Consider the following 16,300-nt stretch of genomic DNA (forward strand, 5'->3'; position numbering starts at 1 on the left):
CGAGGTTAGGGCCGTGATCGGTCAAGAACAGTCGCGCATGCACAGAGCACGGTCGCACAACGGTCGCATACGGTCCTTGGTGCGTCCGGCTCTTGACGCCCGGAGTCCGGCCCTTTCCCCTGGGCCGACCGGCCCTCGCCCTTCAGGCGTCCGGGCCCCTTCCCCTGGCGCGTCCGCTACGCCGCCCGGATCGCCGACTCGATGTCCGGGAACGCGAACGTGAACCCTGACTCCAGCAGCCGCTTCGGCACCACCCGCGCACTGCCCAGCACGTCCCCGGCCATCTCGCCGAGAACGGCGCGCAGCACCGGCGCCGGGACCGCGAACAGCGTGGGCCGGTGCAGCACGCGCCCCATCGCCGCGGTGATCTCACGGTTCGTCAGCGGGGTCGGCGCGGTCACGTTGAACGGCCCGGCCAGCCCGTCGGTGTCGAGGATGTGCCGGATCGCGGCCACCTCGTCGTGCAGCGAGACGTACGACCAGTACTGGCGCCCGTCGCCCAGCCGCGCCCCGAGCCCGGCCTGGAACAGCGGGAACAGCTTCCCCCAGGCCCCGCCCCCGCGGGCCACCACAAGTCCCGTGCGCACGAACGCCGTCCGCACGCCCGCCGCGCGCGCGGGCGCCGCGGCGCCCTCCCACTCGACGCACAGCTCCGGCAGGAACCCGCTGCCGGCCGGCGAGTCCTCGTCGACGATCCGGTCGCCGGTCTCGCCGTAGTACCCCATCGCGCTGCCGTTCACGAACACCCGCGGCTTCTCGTCCATGGCGGCGACCGCCTCGGCAAGCGCCGTGGTGCCGAGCACCCGGCTGGACCGGATCCGGGCCTTGTAGGCGTCCGTCCAGCGGCGGTCGCCGACTCCGGCGCCCGCGAGGTTGACCACGGCGTCGCAGCCGGCGAGCCCGGCCGCGTCCACCCGCCCGCCCTCCGGATCCCAGCGGACCTCGCTCTTCGACCGGGGCTCGTGCCGCACCAGGCGCACCACCTCGTGCCCGTCGGCCGTCAGGGACCGCACCAGGGCGGAGCCGATCAGTCCGGACGCTCCGGCCACCGCGATTCGGGATCGTTCCATGCCGGCCATTCTGCTCCGTACCTGCGTAAAAACCCCGTCTGGTGGCGGACGCGCGCCCTTTAGGCTGGCGGGCATGCCAGTTCCGCACATACGTCACGCCACCCTCGACGACGAGGACGCGCTGGGCCGCCTCGACCGCGTCACCTGGTCACCGCTGCACTCCGTACAGCCGCGTCCGCAGCCGCCGTACGAGCCCTTCTACAACGAGCGGTTCGGGCCGCGGGACCATCTGGTCGCCGAGGTGGACGGCGTGGTCGTCGGCTACGTCCGGCTGGGCTGTCCGACCCCGCTCGCCTGCAACGCGCACGTCCGCCAGATCCAGGGGCTCGCCGTCGCCGAGGAGGCGCGCGGCGCGGGGGTCGGGCGGGCGCTGCTGCGGGCCGTGCGGGACGAGGCACGCCGGCAGGGCGCCCGCCGGCTCACGCTGCGCGTCCTCGGCCACAACGCCCCGGCCCGGGCGCTCTACGAGGCCGAGGGGTTCGTGGTGGAGGGCGTGCTGCCCGGCGAGTTCCTGCTGGACGGGGAGTACGTGGACGACGTCCTCATGGGGTGCGCTCTCTGACCTGGCCGGCGTCCGCGGCCGGGCCCTTCGGCATCCGGGAGGCGGTGCGTCACGACGTGACCAGGTCGCCCGTGTCCACCGCCGCCGTCGCGTTCGCCGCGCGGGTGGCGTCGGAGGAGACCTCGGCCGCCGTCAGGACGTAACCCGTCTCGTCGTCGGAGGTCGAGCGGGCGAAGACGACGCCGTAGACCCGGCCGTCGGTGGTCAGCAGGGGGCCGCCGGAGTTGCCGGGGCGGACGGTGGAGCGGATCGAGTAGATCTCGCGGGTGACCGTGGCGTCGCTGTAGATGTTCTGGCCGGTCGCCCGGACCCGGTTGGCCACCGTCGCCGCTTGAAGGTTGAGGTCCCCGTCCTGCGGATAGCCCGCGACCACCGCGGAGTCCCCGCGCGCCGCGCTGCCGTCGAACTTCAGGACCGGCGCGCTCAGCCCGGGCACGTACAGCACGGCCACGTCCTTGTCCGGGTCGAAGAGCACCACCCGTGCCTCGTACGACCGTCCGACCCCGCCGATCCGCACGGTCGGGTCGTCGATGCCGGCCACCACGTGCGCGTTCGTCATCACGTGCTCGCGCGCGTACACGAACCCGCTGCCCTCGCGGCCCTGGTTGCCCGAGACGCCCTCGATCTTCACGGTGCTCAGCTTGGCGGCGTTCGTCGCGCTCGCGGTGACGCTGTCGCCGGTGGGCTTGGCGACCTCCGCCGTCGACTCGTTCTCGAACGGGTTGAAGACCTGCGGGAAGCCCGCCTGGGTGAGCGCCGAGGTGGCCCGGGAGAACCAGGCCGGAGTGGTGTCCGGCATGACCTCCTGCACGGAGCGCAGCAGGGTCGAGTCCCGGATGGCCGTGGTGACCAGCGGGGACGAGGAGGCGCCGAGGACGCTCGCGGCGACCCAGGCCACGATCAGCACGGCGATCGAGTTGGCCGCCGCGCCGCCTATGCCGTCGGCGACCCTGAGCGGCCCCTGGTCCAGCTCCCGGCGCAGCCTGAGCGCCAGCCGCCCGGCCAGCTCGTGTCCCACCACCGCCGGGACCAGCACGGTCAGCACCGCCGTGACCGTCGCCGCGGTGGTCCCGGCCGTCGTCAGGTCCATCATCCAGGGCAGCACCCACACGCCGATGACCGCGCCGCCCACGAACCCGGCCAGCGAGACACAGCCGGCGACCAGTCCGCGCCGGTATCCGGATGCCGCGTAGGCCAGAACCACCAGCATCAGCAGGATGTCGAGCAGGTCCACGGAGCCGCCTCTCTCTCAGATCCCCTAATACGCGTGGAAAGGGCCCGGTGATCAGCCACGCGCGCATGGCTTCCACCGGGGCGGCCCATGTGTGCGTGCACCCGGAAAAACGTCTCGGACCAGGACGATGGTTCCACCGGGTGGCACAGCACACATCGCGGGCGGAGGGGATACGGCCGAGAGTGGAGCCATGCGTGTCCGAAGAGCGCGGGGGGCGCGAAGACGCAGTGCGGCCCGAATAGCGCGGCGCGCGGGGCTGGTGCCGCGCGCGGTGCGGATACGGCGGGCCGGGCGCCGCCGGAGTGCGCGGCGCCCGCTGCCCCGCGCCGCGCGGGTGCTGGCCGCCTGTCTGCCCGGCATCGCCGCCGTCGTCGGTCTGGTGCTGTGCGTGGACGGCGTCGAGCACGCCACCGCCTCCCGGGTGGCGGGACCTGCCGTCGTGGCCCGGCCCGCGGCCGTCCGGCACACCGCAACCAAGCCGCGTATCGTGCCGCGCTCCGTCTGGCTGGACGACCTCGCCCGGCACGCCCAGCCGCCCCCGCGCTACGACGACAAGGTCGTCGCGGTCTTCGTCCACCACACCGACTCGCCCAACGGGTACGCCTGCGCCGACGCGCCCCGCATCATCCGCTACCTCTACGCCGGCCAGACCGGCGCCCGGAACTGGGACGACATCGGCTACAACTTCCTCGTCGACAGGTGCGGCACCATCTACGAGGGCCGGGCCGGCGGCGTCGACCGCCCCGTCACCGGCGCCCACACCCAGGGCTTCAACCACCGCACGGCCGGCATCGCCGCCCTCGGCACCTTCACGGCCGGCGTCCCCGTCCCGAAGGCGATGACCGACGCGATCGCCGCGCTGGCCGCCTGGAAGCTGGGCCTGGCCGACGTCGACCCCCGTACGAAGGTCCGGCTGACCTCCAGCAACAACCTCAGCCGCTACCGCTCCGGCACGACGGCCGCCCTCCCCGCCCTGGCCGGCCACAACGACGGCTACATGACCAGCTGCCCGGGCGCGGCCCTCACGGCCCGCCTCCCGGAGATCAGGCAGCTGGCGGCCCGGCTGCAGGGCAGGACGCCGTGACCTCTTCTCACCTGCGACCCAGATAGATCCCCAACGCCCGCTGCAGGGCCTTTCCCTGGCTGCCGACAGGCCGCTCCCACTCCCCGAGGTACTCCACCGCCCGGCCGCCCGCCCCCGTCTTGAAGCCCAGCCGTCCGAGCAGCCGGGACTCGGTGAGGTGGGGCGTGATGGAGCGCAGGTCGTACGTGTCGGCCCCGGACGACCGCGCGTCGCACAGCATCCGCCACAACAGGGCGCTGCTGGGCCGCAGTTCACGCCCCCGGCGGCCGGAGGCGGCGTACGAGTGCCAGGACCGGGAACCGACGTTGATCATGAGCGCGGCGGAGAGGACCTCGCCGTCGTACTCGGCGAGGTACAGCCGCAGTCGGTCGTCGTCCTCGGCGTTCAGCGCCCTCCACATGCGCTGGAAGTAGTCCAGGGGGCGGGCCTTGAAGCCGTCGTGGGCGGCGGTCGCGGTGTAGAGGCGGTGGAAGTCGGGGAGGTCGGCGCCCGAGCCCCAGCCGACCCGCACCCCCGACATCTCGGCCGTCTGCAGCGCCTTCTCCCAGTGCGGCGCGAGCCCGTCGCTCAGGTCGTCCACCGACCGCCCGGCCAGCGGTATGTGACACCCGTAGCGCGGCTGCCCGAGCCCGAACCCGCTGCCCTCGTCCTCCGCGCACCGCCGCCACCCGAGCCGCCCGAGCCGCTCGGCCGCGTCCAGCGCGTGCCCGTCGAGACCGTCGGTGGCCAGATCGTGCAGATGCCGTACGTCGGGGTCGGCGATCCCCGCCGTCACGGTCGCCGCCTCCCAGTGCCGTACCACCAGCGGCGGCCCGATCCGCAGCGAGAACGCCCCGCGCTCCTCCACATGCGCGACGAGCGGATCCAGCCACCGCTCCAGGCGCGGCGCCCGCCAGTCGATCGTCGGCCCGTCGGGGACGTAGGCCAGGTAGCGCGGGGTCCCCGGCAGCTTCCGGTACAGCACCAGCGCCACCGCGACCAGCAGCTTCCCCTCGAACCAACCGACGCTCTCCGCCCGCCAGTCGGGCTTCACGGCGGCCCACTCGGGTATCTGGAGATGACTCACGTCCGGATACAGCCGCAAGTGGGCCAGATGTTCCTCGCGCGTGATCTCCTGTACGTACGGGCTGGTCATGGGCAGGGTGCTCCTGTTCGGGGCGGCCACCGTAAGCCGGGGATCTCGGGGCCGGTCAAGAGTCCACGACTGTGAACTGCACCCACGCCTGCGCCCAGGTGAACGCCCGACGGCGCCCGGGCGGCTTTCGTCCCCGTGGTACCCCGCCCGGGTACGCGCCGACCATGCCCCATACCCCTGCTTCCGTGAGCCCCCACGAGGTGCGCGCGTGCCGGGCCGTGCGCAGCCGGCCGGCCGTCATCCTTGAGCGCATGACGACCGATTCGCGGGGTTCCGCCGCATTCCTCATCGACGAATCACTCGGCTTCCTGATCCCGGCCGCGCTGCGGGCGGCGGCCGCCGTCGGAGTCGCGGACCACCTCGCCGACGGCCCCCGCACCCCCGCGGAACTGGCCGCCGCCACCGGCACGGACGCCCGCAACCTCCACCGGGTGCTGCGGCTGCTCGCCACCCGCGGCGTCTTCGCGGAGGACGGCGAGGGCCGCTTCGCGCTGACGGCGGCCGGTGACGCGCTGCGCACCGACGCCCCGTACTCGGCGCGTTCGGCGGTCCTCATGAACACCGACCGGACCATGTGGTGGCCGGCCGCCGAGATGGGCCGCTGTCTCACCGAGGGGACCTCGGCGTTCGAGGGCATCTTCGGGGTGCCGTTCTTCGAGCACTTCGCCCGCGACGAGGAGACCGCGGCCGTCTTCCACACCGGGATGGCCGCCATGTCCGACCCGGAGAACGAGCCGATCGCCGCCGTCTGCGAACTCCCCGCCACCGGCACGGTCGTGGACGTCGGGGGCGGTCACGGCGGCCTGCTCCTGGAGGTGCTGCGCCGTCACCCGGCCCTGAAGGGCGTGCTGTACGACCAGGGGCACGTCCTCGCCGGGCACCGTCTCGACACCGAGGAGACCGCGGGCCGCTGGAGCCTGGCCGAGGGCGACTTCTTCACGGGCGCGCCCGCCGGGGACGCCTACCTCCTCAAACGCATCCTGCACGACTGGGAGGACGACCGGTGCGTCACGATCCTGGACCACTGCCGGCGGGCCATGGCGCCGGGCGGCCGGATCCTGGTCGTCGACGCGGTGGTGCCCCGGGGCAACGCACCGCACCAGGCCAAGACGCTCGACCTGCTGCTGATGGCATCCCTGGTGGGCCGGGAGCGCACGGAGGCCGACTTCGCGGAGCTGTTCACGGCGGCCGGACTGCGCCTCGCCCGCGTGCTGCCGACGCCCACCGTGCTGTCGGTGGTGGAGGCGGTCGCCGCCTGAAGGACCCGCCGACGCTCACAGGTTCCTCGTAGCCGCCTCACCGAACTCCCTTTGGTCGCCTTCCTATCGTCATGCACACGCACTGACTGGAGGTGGGGAAGATGAACGGCAGTCACACCAACACCACGGAGAAGCCGGCCACTTGGGTCCGGACCGCCCGCGGCCCCTGGGCGGCGCTCTGCGCGGCCGCAGCGGTGGTCCTGGGCCCGGCCGCGGTCACCGCGAACGCCCTCGACCAGGCGAACGCGGCACCGATGCACCATGCGGTGCGGGCCGACCAGACACAGGCCTACATCCCGTCGGACCAGACCCGCAGGCGTACGGCGGCGGCCTGAACGTCAGCCCCTGAAGCGCTCCCACAGCTTCGGGTAGCGCTCCGCCAGTGCCCCGTCGTTCTCGAAGTCGACCGGTGTGCCCTCCGGCTCGGAGGGGGCCGGTGGGATGCCGAGGTCGGGGGCCACGGCGCCGGTGAGCTGTTCGTAGGCCTCGTCCGCGGAGTAGCCCAGCTCCTCGCCGTCGCCGTCCAGCTCCTCGTCGAAGTCGTCGAGCAGGTCGGCCAGCGAGTCCGGATGGTGCACGGCACCCTCGTACACCTCACGGCCCTGCCCGATCAGCCAGCACCGGAAGAAGTCGAAGGCGTCGTCGCTGGCGCCGTCGAGCAGCACCCACGCGGCGCCCCACAGGTCCCAGGTGTAGGCGCGGTTGTAGCGGGCCTCGAAGTGACGGGCGAAGTCGAGCACCATGTCCGGGTCCAGTTGGAGCAGCCGGTCCACGAGCAGGTCGGCCTGCTCCTCGGGGTCGCCCTCGGCGGCCTCGCGGGTGGCGTCCACCAGCTCCCAGAACTCCGTCTCGTCCATCACGGGTCCAGCATCGGCCCTGGGCGGGTGGGGCGCACGTGGAGTGTGGCGGATTGTTATGTCCCGTACAGGCGGCCCAGTCGTATCGCGTCGTCGGTGAAACGCGCCCGCAGGCTCTCCGGAGCCAGCACCTCCACTTCCGGGCCGAGCCCCGCGAGCTGCGCGTGGGCGACCTTCTCGGACTCCACGGGAAGCGTCACCGTCACCCGGCCCTCCTCGTCCGGGGCGCCCGCGGCGGCCAGCGCCTCCCGGGCGGACGCGGGATCCACGGCGTACGGCAGCCTCCGTACCCCGTCCTCGGACAGCCGCACCACGACCTCGGCCCGCAGGATCGATCGCGCGAACTGCTCGGCCCGCTCCTCCCAGAAACCGGGCAGGTCGAACCCCTCGTCCCGCTCGAAGCGGTCGCCGGACTCCGTCACCGCCGTGAACCGGTCGATCCGATACACCCGGAAGGAACCGCCCTCGGCGACCCGCGCGCACACGTACCAGACGCCCGCCTTGAGCACGAGACCGTACGGCTCCAGCTCCCGCTCCACCTCGGCCTCCCGGCTCCGGTAGCGCGCGGTGACCCGCCGGTCGTCCCACACCGCGTCCGCGACGGCGGGCAGCAGCTCGGGCGCCTTGGGCTCCGTGAACCAGTTGGGCGCGTCCAGGTGGAAGCGCTGGGCCGCGGTGCGGGAGGCGTCCCGCAGGGAGGGCAACAGCGCCGCCGACACCTTCAGCCGGGCCGCGGAGGCGGCGTCCTCCAGCCCCATCTCGCGCAGCGCCCCCGGCACCCCGCTCAGGAACAACGCCTCGGCCTCACCGCGCGCCAGCCCGGTCAGCCGGGTCCGGTACCCGCCGATCAGCCGGTACCCCCCGGCCCGCCCCCGGTCCGCGTACACCGGCACCCCCGCCTCCGACAACGCCTGCGCGTCCCGCGCCACCGTCCGCTCGGACACCTCCAGCTCCCGCGCCAGCTCGGCGGCGGTCATGGAGGGCCGGGACTGCAGAAGCAGCACCATCTTGATGAGGCGGGCAGCGCGCATACGGCCATCATGCAGGAGGCCCCCACCGAAGTGAGGGCCTCCTTGACGTCCTGTCTTACAGGCCGTACTTCTCGCGCGCTTCCTTCACCGCCGTCGCCTTGACCTCGCCGCGCCTCGCCAGCTGGGCCAGGGCCGCCACGACGATCGACTCGGCGTCGACGCCGAAGTGGCGGCGGGCCGCCTCGCGGGTGTCGGAGAGCCCGAAGCCGTCCGCGCCCAGCGAGGACCAGTCCTGCTCGACCCACTGCGCGATCTGGTCCGGGACCTGGCGCATGTAGTCGGAGACCGCGAGCACCGGGCCCTCGGCGCCGTGCAGCGCCTGACGGACGTACGGGACACGCTCCTCGCCGCGCAGGAGGGCCGCGTCGGCCTCCAGGGCGTCACGGCGGAGTTCGGTCCAGGAGGTGGCGGACCACACGTCGGCCGCCACGCCCCACTCCTCGGCGAGCAGCTTCTGCGCGGCCAGCGTCCAGTGGATCGCCGTACCGGAGCCGAGCAGCTGGATGCGGGGGGCGTTGGCCATCGGCGAAAGCCCTGCCGACTCGGCCGTGTTGAAGCGGTACAGGCCCTTGACGATGCCCTCGTCGATGCCGAGGCCCTGCGGCTTGGCCGGCTGCGGGAGGGGCTCGTTGTAGACGGTGAGGTAGTAGAAGACGTTCGGGTCCTCGCCCGGTGCCGCCTCTCCGTACATGCGGCGCAGGCCGTCCTTGACGATCGTCGCGACCTCGTACGCGAACGCCGGGTCGTACGTCAGCGCCGCCGGGTTGGTCGCCGCGATGACGGGGGAGTGGCCGTCGGCGTGCTGGAGGCCCTCACCCGTCAGGGTCGTACGGCCGGCCGTCGCGCCCACCAGGAAGCCGCGGCCCAGCTGGTCGCCGAGCTGCCACATCTGGTCGGCCGTGCGCTGCCAGCCGAACATCGAGTAGAAGATGTAGAACGGGATCATCGCCTCGCCGTGCGTCGCGTACGCGGTCGACGCGGCGATGAAGTCGGCCATCGAACCGGCCTCGGTGATCCCCTCGTTGAGGATCTGGCCGTTCTTGGCCTCCTTGTAGTACATCAGCTGGTCACGGTCGACCGGCTCGTACGTCTGGCCCTTGGGGGAGTAGATCCCGAGCGACGGGAACAGCGACTCCATGCCGAAGGTGCGCGCCTCGTCCGGGACGATCGGCACCCAGCGCTTGCCGGTCTCCTTGTCGCGGACCAGGTCCTTGATGAGACGGACGAAGGCCATGGTGGTGGCCACGTTCTGCGTGCCCGAGCCCTTGTCGAAGGAGGCGAACGCCTTCTCCGCCGGGGCGGGCAGCGGCGCGAGCGCGTGCGTGCGGCGAGCCGGGGCCGGGCCGCCGAGGGCCGCGCGGCGCTCCTGGAGGTAGCGCACCTCGGGGGAGTCGGCGCCCGGGTGGCCGTAGGGGACCACGCCGTCGACGAAGTCGCTGTCCTTGATGGGGAGTTCGAGCAGATCACGCATCTGCTTGAACTCGTCCACCGTCAGCTTCTTCATCTGGTGGTTGGCGTTCTTCGACGCGAAGCCCTCGCCGAGCGTGAAGCCCTTGACCGTCTGGGCCAGGATCACGGTCGGCGCGCCCTTGTGGTCGAGGGCGGCCTTGTAGGCGGCGTACACCTTGCGCGCCTCATGGCCACCGCGGGAGAGGTGGAAGCACTCGATGATCTTGTCGTCGCTCAGCAGCTTCGCCATCTCGACCAGCGCCGGGTCGGCGCCGAAGAAGTCCTGGCGGATGTAGGCCGCGTCACGGGTCTGGTACGTCTGCACCTGGGCGTCCGGTACCTCGCGCAGCCGTTGTACCAGCGCGCCCGTGGTGTCGAGCTGGAACAGCTCGTCCCAGGCGGAGCCCCACAGCGACTTCACGACGTTCCAGCCCGCGCCGCGGAACTGGGCCTCCAGCTCCTGCACGATCTTGAAGTTCGCGCGCACCGGGCCGTCGAGGCGCTGCAGGTTGCAGTTGATGACGAAGGTGAGGTTGTCGAGGCCCTCGCGGGAGGCGAGTGCCAGGGCCGCCGTCGACTCGGGCTCGTCCATCTCGCCGTCGCCGAGGAAGGCCCACACGTGCGAGGACGAGACGTCCTTGATGCCGCGGGCGGTCAGGTAGCGGTTGAAGCGCGCCTGGTAGATCGCGGAGAGCGGGCCGAGGCCCATGCTCACCGTCGGGAACTCCCACAGCCAGGGCAGGCGCCGCGGGTGCGGGTAGGACGGCAGGCCGCCCCCGCCCGCCTCCTGGCGGAAGTTGTCGAGGTGCGCCTCGGTCAGCCGGCCGTCGAGGAAGGCGCGGGCGTAGATGCCGGGGGAGGCGTGGCCCTGGATGTAGAGCTGGTCGCCCGAGCCGTCCGCTTCCTTGCCCTTGAAGAAGTGGTTGAAGCCGGTCTCGTAGAGCCAGGCCGCGGAGGCGAAGGTGGCGATGTGGCCGCCGACGCCGTGTTTGCTGCCCCGGGTCACCATCGCGGCCGCGTTCCAGCGGTTCCACGCGGTGATACGGCGCTCCATCTCCTCGTCACCGGGCACGCCCGGCTCGGCGGCGGTGGGGATGGTGTTGACGTAGTCGGTCTCGAGGAGCTTCGGCAGCGCGATCCCGTTGCCCTCCGCCCTCTCCAGCGTGCGGCGCATCAGGTACGCGGCGCGGTGCGGGCCGGCCGCCTTGGCGACCGCGTCCAGGGAGGCCTGCCATTCGGCGGTCTCCTCGGGGTCCCGGTCGGGGAGCTGGTCGAGCTCGCTCGGCTGGATGGCGTTGGGGTCGGTCATGTCGCCGCCTTCCTCAGTCGAAGGGGGGTGCCCTTGGTCTTTGGCAGGACAGGGCTGGGGACCTCGGTGGAGGTCCGTCGGTGACAATAACTCGCTGATCGATGATCGATCAAAGGGTCCGGGGCAAAATATCTTGATTCCGAGAAAGTCGGCACGGAGTGTCTCCCGTAAAGACACCGCGTGCCGCCTCGCAGCCGGTGTTTTCGCAGGTGAGCGGGGTTGTGCTCGGGTGGGTTCAGGCCCGCGGCGCGCACCCCAGCACATGTGCCTTCACCAGCTCCGGGATCCTCGGGTCGCGCCTCTTGAACGCGGCCACCAGCTCCTCGTGCTCCTCCGCGTACGACTGCTGAACGGTCCCCAGCCAGCGGATCGACAGCGCCGTGAAGACCTCGATGCCCAGGCCCTCCCAGGTGTGCAGCAGCACCGAGTTGCCGGCCGCCCGCACCAGCTCACGGTGGAAGGCCACCGTGTGCCGCACCTGGCCGGTCCCGTCCGACGCCCGGTCGGCCTCGTACAGCGCGAGGACATGCGGCTCCAGCGCCGAGCAGTCCTGCGCCAGCCGCTCCGCCGCAAGCTCCGCGGCGATGGCCTCCAGCCCGGCCCGGACCGGGTAGCTCTCCTCCAGGTCGGCCGCCGTGAGGTTGCGCACCCGCACGCCCTTGTTCGGCGCCGACTCGATCAGCCGCAGTGACTCCAGCTCGCGCAGCGCCTCGCGCACCGGCGTCTGGCTGACCTCCAGCTCGGTCGCGATCCGGCGCTCCACGATCCGCTCGCCCGGCTTCCAGCGCCCGCTGACGATCCCCTCCACGATGTGCTCGCGGATCTGTTCGCGCAGCGAGTGGACGACGGGCGCGGTCATGAGAGCTCCTTAAGGGCGTTTGACGTTTAGACAATAAGGCCGCGGGCCCGTCCAGGAGGGGCGCACGGGGGCGCTTTCATGCAGGTGAGACGAGACTTACACGCCCTGCAGACCCGGGCCCCCTGTAAAGACCCGTACCGGGTACGGCCCGGAGGCGTCACCGCCGTGTCACAGCGCGAACCCGCGGGGCCGCCCATGCCGTCGCGGTCGGCAAGGAGTTCCCGTGCGGGGAGCTCCGGGAACGTCTGGGGGACGGCATGAACATCGGGGGACGGCGCAGCAGGATCGGCTGGACGGCCGCGGTGCTGGTCGCGGGCACGGTGATCGGCGTGACGGGGTGTCAGCCGACGCCCACGGCCGCGTCGAGTCGGAGCAGCAGGCCGGCGGTCAGTGACACGGACGGCGGCGGTACGCAGATCAAGGGCATGTCGGGCGCGCTCAACTCCGCGCGGCAGCCCGCCGGGCCGGGCGGAGCCTGCGTCTTCGTCAAGCCGGACGGCGCGCAGAAGTTCGGCCACGTCGGCTGGGGCTTCCGGGTCACGGGAACCAACCAGTGGGTCTACGGCGCCGTCGAGAACCCCAGCAACAAGCTCTACACCCCGCCCGGCGGCTACATCGGCGCCTGGCACGCGCAGGGGTCGTACGACCGCATGCTCAGCGAGATGTCCCGGGACGCGCACTACCCCGGCAAGTCGACGCACCCGTACAGCCGTTACCGCTGCGTGTCGTCCTCCACGAGCGACGTGAACCGTGCCTGGAAGATGATCCACACCGTCGAGAGCCGCGGCTTCCTGGTCGGCGTCGACCCGAAGACCGGCGACCTCACCTCCCGAGACTGCCTGGACGCCACGTACGACGTCCTGCACGCCTACCGCACCCGCCACCTCACCTACGCGCCCCACCTGGACATCCCGAACGTGTGGGTGGAGACGCTGTGGGACTGGAGCGACCGCACGCTCAGGCCGCACTAGTCCGCGCATACGACGGTGCCCCCGCCCGGAGACTCCGGACGGGGGCACTGACGTACTCCGAGCCTTACAGGCCGAGCTCGACCTCGAACTCGCCGGCCTCCAGGATCGCCTTGACCGCGGTCAGGTAGCGGGCCGCGTCGGCGCCGTCCACCAGGCGGTGGTCGTAGGAGAGGGTCAGGTAGGTCATGTCGCGGACGCCGATGACCGTGCCCTCCTCGGTCTCGATGACCGCCGGGCGCTTGACCGTGGCACCGATGCCGAGGATCGCGACCTGGCCCGGCGGCACGATGATCGTGTCGAAGAGCGCACCGCGCGAACCGGTGTTGGAGATGGTGAAGGTCGCGCCGGACAGCTCGTCGGGCGTGATCTTGTTGGCGCGGACCTTGCCGGCCAGCTCCGCCGTGGCCTTCGCGATGCCGGCGAGGTTGAGGTCGCCCGCGTGCTTGATGACCGGGGTCATCAGGCCCTTCTCGGAGTCCACCGCGATACCGATGTTCTCGGTGTCGAAGTAGGTGATCGTGCCCTCGGCCTCGTTGATCTTGGCGTTGATCGGCGCGTGCGCCTTCAGCGCCTGGGCCGCCGCCTTCACGAAGAACGGCATCGGGGAGAGCTTGACGCCCTCACGGGCCGCGAACGCGTCCTTGGCGCGGGCGCGCAGCTTCATCAGGCGGGTGACGTCGACCTCGACGACCGAGGACAGCTGCGCCTGCTCGTGCAGCGCCTTGACCATGTTGTCGCCGATGACCTTGCGGATGCGCGGCATCTTGACGGTCTGGCCGCGGAGGGGGGAGGCCTCCAGGGTCGGCGCCTTCTTGGCGGCGGCCGGGGCGGCGGCGGCCGCGGGGGCCGGAGCAGCGGCGGCGGCCTTCGCGGCCTCGGCGGCGGCGATGACGTCCTGCTTGCGGATACGGCCGCCGACGCCGGTGCCCTTGACGCCGGCCAGGTCGACGCCGTTCTCGGCGGCGAGCTTGCGCACCAGCGGGGTGACGTAGGCGCCCTCGTCGGTGGCACCCGCGGCGGGCGCGGGCGCGGCCGGGGCGACCGGAGCCGGAGCGGCCGGCGCGGGGGCCGGGGCCGGGGCGGCGGCGACCGGGGCGGGCGCGGGAGCCGGAGCGGCGGGGGCCGGAGCGGTGGGGGCCGGAGCCGGGGCCGGCGGAGCCACGGGGGCGGCCGGAGCCGGGGCAGCGGCGGCGGGCGCCGGAGCCGCGGGGGCCGGAGCCGGGGCGGCGGGGGCCGGGGCTGCCGCCGGAGCGGCACCCGGGGCGCCGATGACGGCGAGCTTGGCGCCGACCTCGGCGGTCTCGTCCTCGGCGACCGTGATCTCCAGCAGCACACCCGAGGTGGGCGCCGGGATCTCGGTGTCCACCTTGTCGGTCGACACCTCCAGCAGCGGCTCGTCGGCCTCGACGGAGTCGCCGACCGACTTCAGCCAGCGGGTGACGGTGCCCTCGGTGACGGACTCGCCGAGCGCGGGCAGGACGACGTCCGTGCCCTCGGCGGAGCCGCCACCGGCGGTGGCCTCGGCGGTGGGAGCGGGCGCCGGGGCGGCCTGCTCGGTGGACGGTGCGGCAGCGGCCGGGGCCGGCTCGGGAGCCGCGGCGGGCGCGGGCTCGGCGGCCGGGGCCGGGGCGGCAGCGGGGGCGCCCGTACCGTCGTCGATCACGGCCAGCTCGGCGCCGACCTCGACGGTCTCGTCCTCGGCGACCTTGATGGAGGCGAGGACACCGGCGGCGGGCGAGGGGATCTCGGTGTCGACCTTGTCGGTCGAGACCTCGAGCAGCGGCTCGTCGGCCTCGACGCGCTCACCCTCGGCCTTCAGCCAGCGGGTGACAGTGCCCTCGGTGACGCTCTCGCCGAGCGCCGGAAGGGTTACGGAAACCGCCATGGTTTCGGTTGCTCCTTACGAATTGCGGAAGTCTGTGTCGTCGCTTCTCGACCGAGGGATCAGTCGTGCGCGTGCAGCGGCTTGCCCGCGAGGGCCAGGTGCGCTTCGCCGAGCGCCTCGCTCTGCGTCGGGTGGGCGTGGATGAGCTGGGCGACCTCGGCCGGCAGCGCCTCCCAGTTGTAGATCAGCTGGGCCTCGCCGACCTGCTCGCCCATCCGGTCGCCGACCATGTGGACGCCGACCACGGCACCGTCCTTGACCTGGACGAGCTTGATCTCGCCCGAGGTGCCCAGGATCTTGCTCCTGCCGTTGCCCGCCAGGTTGTACTTCAGGGCGACGACCTTGTCCGCGCCGTAGATCTCCTTGGCCTTGGCCTCGGTGATGCCCACGGAGGCGACCTCGGGGTGGCAGTAAGTCACCCGGGGGACGCCGTCGTAGTCGATCGGAACGGTCTTCAGACCGGCCAGACGCTCCGCGACCAGGATGCCCTCGGCGAAGCCGACGTGCGCGAGCTGGAGCGTGGGGACCAGGTCACCGACGGCGGAGATGGTCGGGACGTTGGTGCGCATGTACTCGTCGACCAGGACGTAGCCGCGGTCCATGGCGACGCCCTGCTCCTCGTAGCCGAGACCGGCGGAGACGGGCCCGCGGCCGACGGCCACCAGCAGGATCTCGGCCTCGAACTCCTTGCCGTCGGCGAGGGTGACCTTGACGCCGTCCTGGGTGTACTCGGCCTTCTGGAAGAAGGTGCCGAGGTTGAACTTGATGCCGCGCTTGCGGAAGGCGCGCTCAAGAAGCTTGGAGGAGTTCTCGTCCTCGACGGGGACGAGGTGCTTGAGGCCCTCGATGACGGTGACGTCCGTACCGAAGGACTTCCAGGCGGAGGCGAACTCGACGCCGATGACACCGCCGCCCAGGATGATCGCGGACTTCGGTACGCGGTCCAGGACGAGGGCGTGGTCCGAGGAGATGATGCGGTTGCCGTCGATCTCCAGGCCCGGCAGCGACTTCGGCACGGAGCCGGTCGCGAGGAGGATGTGGCGGCCCTGGATGCGCTGGCCGTTCACATCGACCGAGGTGGGGGAGGAGAGGCGCCCCTCACCGGTGATGTAGTTGACCTTGCGGGAGGCGACGAGCCCCTGCAGGCCCTTGTACAGGCCGGCGACGACGCCGTCCTTGTACTTGTGGACCCCGGCGATGTCGATGCCCTCAAGGGTGGCCCGCACGCCGAACTGCTCGCTCTCGCGGGCCTGGTCGGCGATCTCGCCCGCGTGCAGCAGGGCCTTGGTGGGGATGCATCCCCGGTGCAGGCAGGTACCGCCGACCTTGTCCTTCTCGATCAGGGCGACGTCCAGGCCCAGCTGGGCCCCACGCAGGGCCGCGGCGTAACCGCCACTACCACCGCCGAGGATCACTAGGTCGAAAACGGTGCTGGCGTCGTTCGCCACGTCACGTCCTCCATGCATGTGCGCCGTACGCCGGTCAGCGGTGACCGGGCGGCGGCTGGTGTCCGGCCGCTCTTTCTTCGGCCCTGTGGTGGGGGCCCTGTCCTGCCGAGCCCCATCTTCGCACTTGTCGGAGGTGAACGAGACGCC

General features: G+C 72.1%; 14 protein-coding genes. 5 read left to right on the forward strand and 9 right to left on the reverse strand.

What is annotated here, in order from left to right; translation table 11 throughout:
- Positions 1 to 176: 176 nt before the first annotated feature.
- Positions 177 to 1,070: a TIGR01777 family oxidoreductase gene (locus MQP27_RS03840; protein ID WP_242760807.1), complete on the reverse strand. Its 894-nt coding sequence runs from the start codon at positions 1,068 to 1,070 to the stop codon at positions 177 to 179.
- A 73-nt stretch (positions 1,071 to 1,143) separates the two neighbouring features.
- Here MQP27_RS03840 and MQP27_RS03845 point away from each other — a divergent pair, with 73 nt between their 5' ends.
- On the forward strand, positions 1,144 to 1,632 hold the full coding sequence (locus MQP27_RS03845) for a GNAT family N-acetyltransferase (protein WP_242760808.1): 489 nt from the start codon (positions 1,144 to 1,146) through the stop codon (positions 1,630 to 1,632).
- A gap of 49 nt (positions 1,633 to 1,681) precedes the next feature.
- Here MQP27_RS03845 and MQP27_RS03850 read toward each other — a convergent pair whose 3' ends face one another.
- Positions 1,682 to 2,866: a MarP family serine protease gene (locus MQP27_RS03850; protein WP_242760809.1), complete on the reverse strand. Its 1,185-nt coding sequence runs from the start codon at positions 2,864 to 2,866 to the stop codon at positions 1,682 to 1,684.
- A gap of 334 nt (positions 2,867 to 3,200) precedes the next feature.
- Between MQP27_RS03850 and MQP27_RS03855 the strand changes: the two genes are divergently transcribed.
- On the forward strand, positions 3,201 to 3,950 hold the full coding sequence (locus tag MQP27_RS03855) for a peptidoglycan recognition protein family protein (protein WP_372511131.1): 750 nt from the start codon (positions 3,201 to 3,203) through the stop codon (positions 3,948 to 3,950).
- Between the two features lie 7 nt (positions 3,951 to 3,957).
- On the opposite strand, the gene MQP27_RS03860 is transcribed toward MQP27_RS03855, so the two are convergent.
- Positions 3,958 to 5,085: a lipid II:glycine glycyltransferase FemX gene (locus tag MQP27_RS03860; RefSeq protein WP_242760811.1), complete on the reverse strand. Its 1,128-nt coding sequence runs from the start codon at positions 5,083 to 5,085 to the stop codon at positions 3,958 to 3,960.
- A gap of 251 nt (positions 5,086 to 5,336) precedes the next feature.
- Here MQP27_RS03860 and MQP27_RS03865 point away from each other — a divergent pair, with 251 nt between their 5' ends.
- Both MQP27_RS03865 and MQP27_RS03870 read left to right on the forward strand, forming a co-directional pair.
- Positions 5,337 to 6,344, forward strand: coding sequence for a methyltransferase (locus MQP27_RS03865; RefSeq protein WP_242760812.1), 1,008 nt, complete (start codon positions 5,337 to 5,339; stop codon positions 6,342 to 6,344).
- 101 nt (positions 6,345 to 6,445) lie between these two features.
- The gene (locus MQP27_RS03870; RefSeq protein ID WP_242760813.1) at positions 6,446 to 6,679 is read left to right on the forward strand and encodes a hypothetical protein; all 234 of its coding nucleotides are present in this window, start codon (positions 6,446 to 6,448) and stop codon (positions 6,677 to 6,679) included.
- A 3-nt stretch (positions 6,680 to 6,682) separates the two neighbouring features.
- Here MQP27_RS03870 and MQP27_RS03875 read toward each other — a convergent pair whose 3' ends face one another.
- From MQP27_RS03875 to MQP27_RS03890, 4 genes are all read right to left on the reverse strand, one after another.
- Entirely contained in the window at positions 6,683 to 7,201 is a 519-nt protein-coding gene (locus tag MQP27_RS03875) for a DUF4240 domain-containing protein (RefSeq protein WP_242761393.1), read from the reverse strand.
- Between the two features lie 56 nt (positions 7,202 to 7,257).
- On the reverse strand, positions 7,258 to 8,232 hold the full coding sequence (locus tag MQP27_RS03880) for a helix-turn-helix transcriptional regulator (protein WP_242760814.1): 975 nt from the start codon (positions 8,230 to 8,232) through the stop codon (positions 7,258 to 7,260).
- Between the two features lie 55 nt (positions 8,233 to 8,287).
- Positions 8,288 to 10,990, reverse strand: a complete 2,703-nt coding sequence (gene aceE, locus MQP27_RS03885; protein ID WP_242760815.1) for a pyruvate dehydrogenase (acetyl-transferring), homodimeric type — start codon at positions 10,988 to 10,990, stop codon at positions 8,288 to 8,290.
- Positions 10,991 to 11,225: 235 nt separating this feature from the next.
- Complete coding sequence (locus tag MQP27_RS03890; protein ID WP_242760816.1) at positions 11,226 to 11,849, reverse strand: GntR family transcriptional regulator; 624 nt, start codon at positions 11,847 to 11,849, stop codon at positions 11,226 to 11,228.
- Positions 11,850 to 12,106: 257 nt separating this feature from the next.
- Between MQP27_RS03890 and MQP27_RS03895 the strand changes: the two genes are divergently transcribed.
- Positions 12,107 to 12,820, forward strand: a complete 714-nt coding sequence (locus tag MQP27_RS03895; protein ID WP_242760817.1) for a hypothetical protein — start codon at positions 12,107 to 12,109, stop codon at positions 12,818 to 12,820.
- A gap of 64 nt (positions 12,821 to 12,884) precedes the next feature.
- On the opposite strand, the gene sucB is transcribed toward MQP27_RS03895, so the two are convergent.
- Together sucB and lpdA are read right to left on the reverse strand one after the other, a co-directional pair.
- Positions 12,885 to 14,705: a 2-oxoglutarate dehydrogenase, E2 component, dihydrolipoamide succinyltransferase gene (sucB, locus tag MQP27_RS03900; RefSeq protein ID WP_242760818.1), complete on the reverse strand. Its 1,821-nt coding sequence runs from the start codon at positions 14,703 to 14,705 to the stop codon at positions 12,885 to 12,887.
- A gap of 59 nt (positions 14,706 to 14,764) precedes the next feature.
- On the reverse strand, positions 14,765 to 16,153 hold the full coding sequence (gene lpdA, locus MQP27_RS03905; protein WP_242760819.1) for a dihydrolipoyl dehydrogenase: 1,389 nt from the start codon (positions 16,151 to 16,153) through the stop codon (positions 14,765 to 14,767).
- Positions 16,154 to 16,300 lie beyond the last annotated feature (147 nt).

It is taken from the genome of Streptomyces cylindrosporus, assembly GCF_022698165.1.
In the GTDB taxonomy this organism is placed as follows: Bacteria; Actinomycetota; Actinomycetes; order Streptomycetales; family Streptomycetaceae; genus Streptomyces; species Streptomyces cylindrosporus.

Bases quoted from the DNA above. Each gene is read 5' to 3' on its own strand.
- MQP27_RS03890 (WP_242760816.1), bottom strand. From the start codon at position 11,849: ATGACCGCGCCCGTCGTCCACTCGCTGCGCGAACAGATCCGCGAGCAC.
- sucB (WP_242760818.1), bottom strand. From the start codon at position 14,705: ATGGCGGTTTCCGTAACCCTTCCGGCGCTCGGCGAGAGCGTCACCGAG.
- MQP27_RS03865 (WP_242760812.1), top strand. From the start codon at position 5,337: ATGACGACCGATTCGCGGGGTTCCGCCGCATTCCTCATCGACGAATCA.
- MQP27_RS03880 (WP_242760814.1), bottom strand. From the start codon at position 8,232: ATGCGCGCTGCCCGCCTCATCAAGATGGTGCTGCTTCTGCAGTCCCGG.
- MQP27_RS03840 (WP_242760807.1), bottom strand. From the start codon at position 1,070: ATGGAACGATCCCGAATCGCGGTGGCCGGAGCGTCCGGACTGATCGGC.
- aceE (WP_242760815.1), bottom strand. From the start codon at position 10,990: ATGACCGACCCCAACGCCATCCAGCCGAGCGAGCTCGACCAGCTCCCC.
- MQP27_RS03875 (WP_242761393.1), bottom strand. From the start codon at position 7,201: ATGGACGAGACGGAGTTCTGGGAGCTGGTGGACGCCACCCGCGAGGCC.
- MQP27_RS03895 (WP_242760817.1), top strand. From the start codon at position 12,107: ATGAACATCGGGGGACGGCGCAGCAGGATCGGCTGGACGGCCGCGGTG.
- MQP27_RS03845 (WP_242760808.1), top strand. From the start codon at position 1,144: ATGCCAGTTCCGCACATACGTCACGCCACCCTCGACGACGAGGACGCG.
- MQP27_RS03870 (WP_242760813.1), top strand. From the start codon at position 6,446: ATGAACGGCAGTCACACCAACACCACGGAGAAGCCGGCCACTTGGGTC.
- MQP27_RS03860 (WP_242760811.1), bottom strand. From the start codon at position 5,085: ATGACCAGCCCGTACGTACAGGAGATCACGCGCGAGGAACATCTGGCC.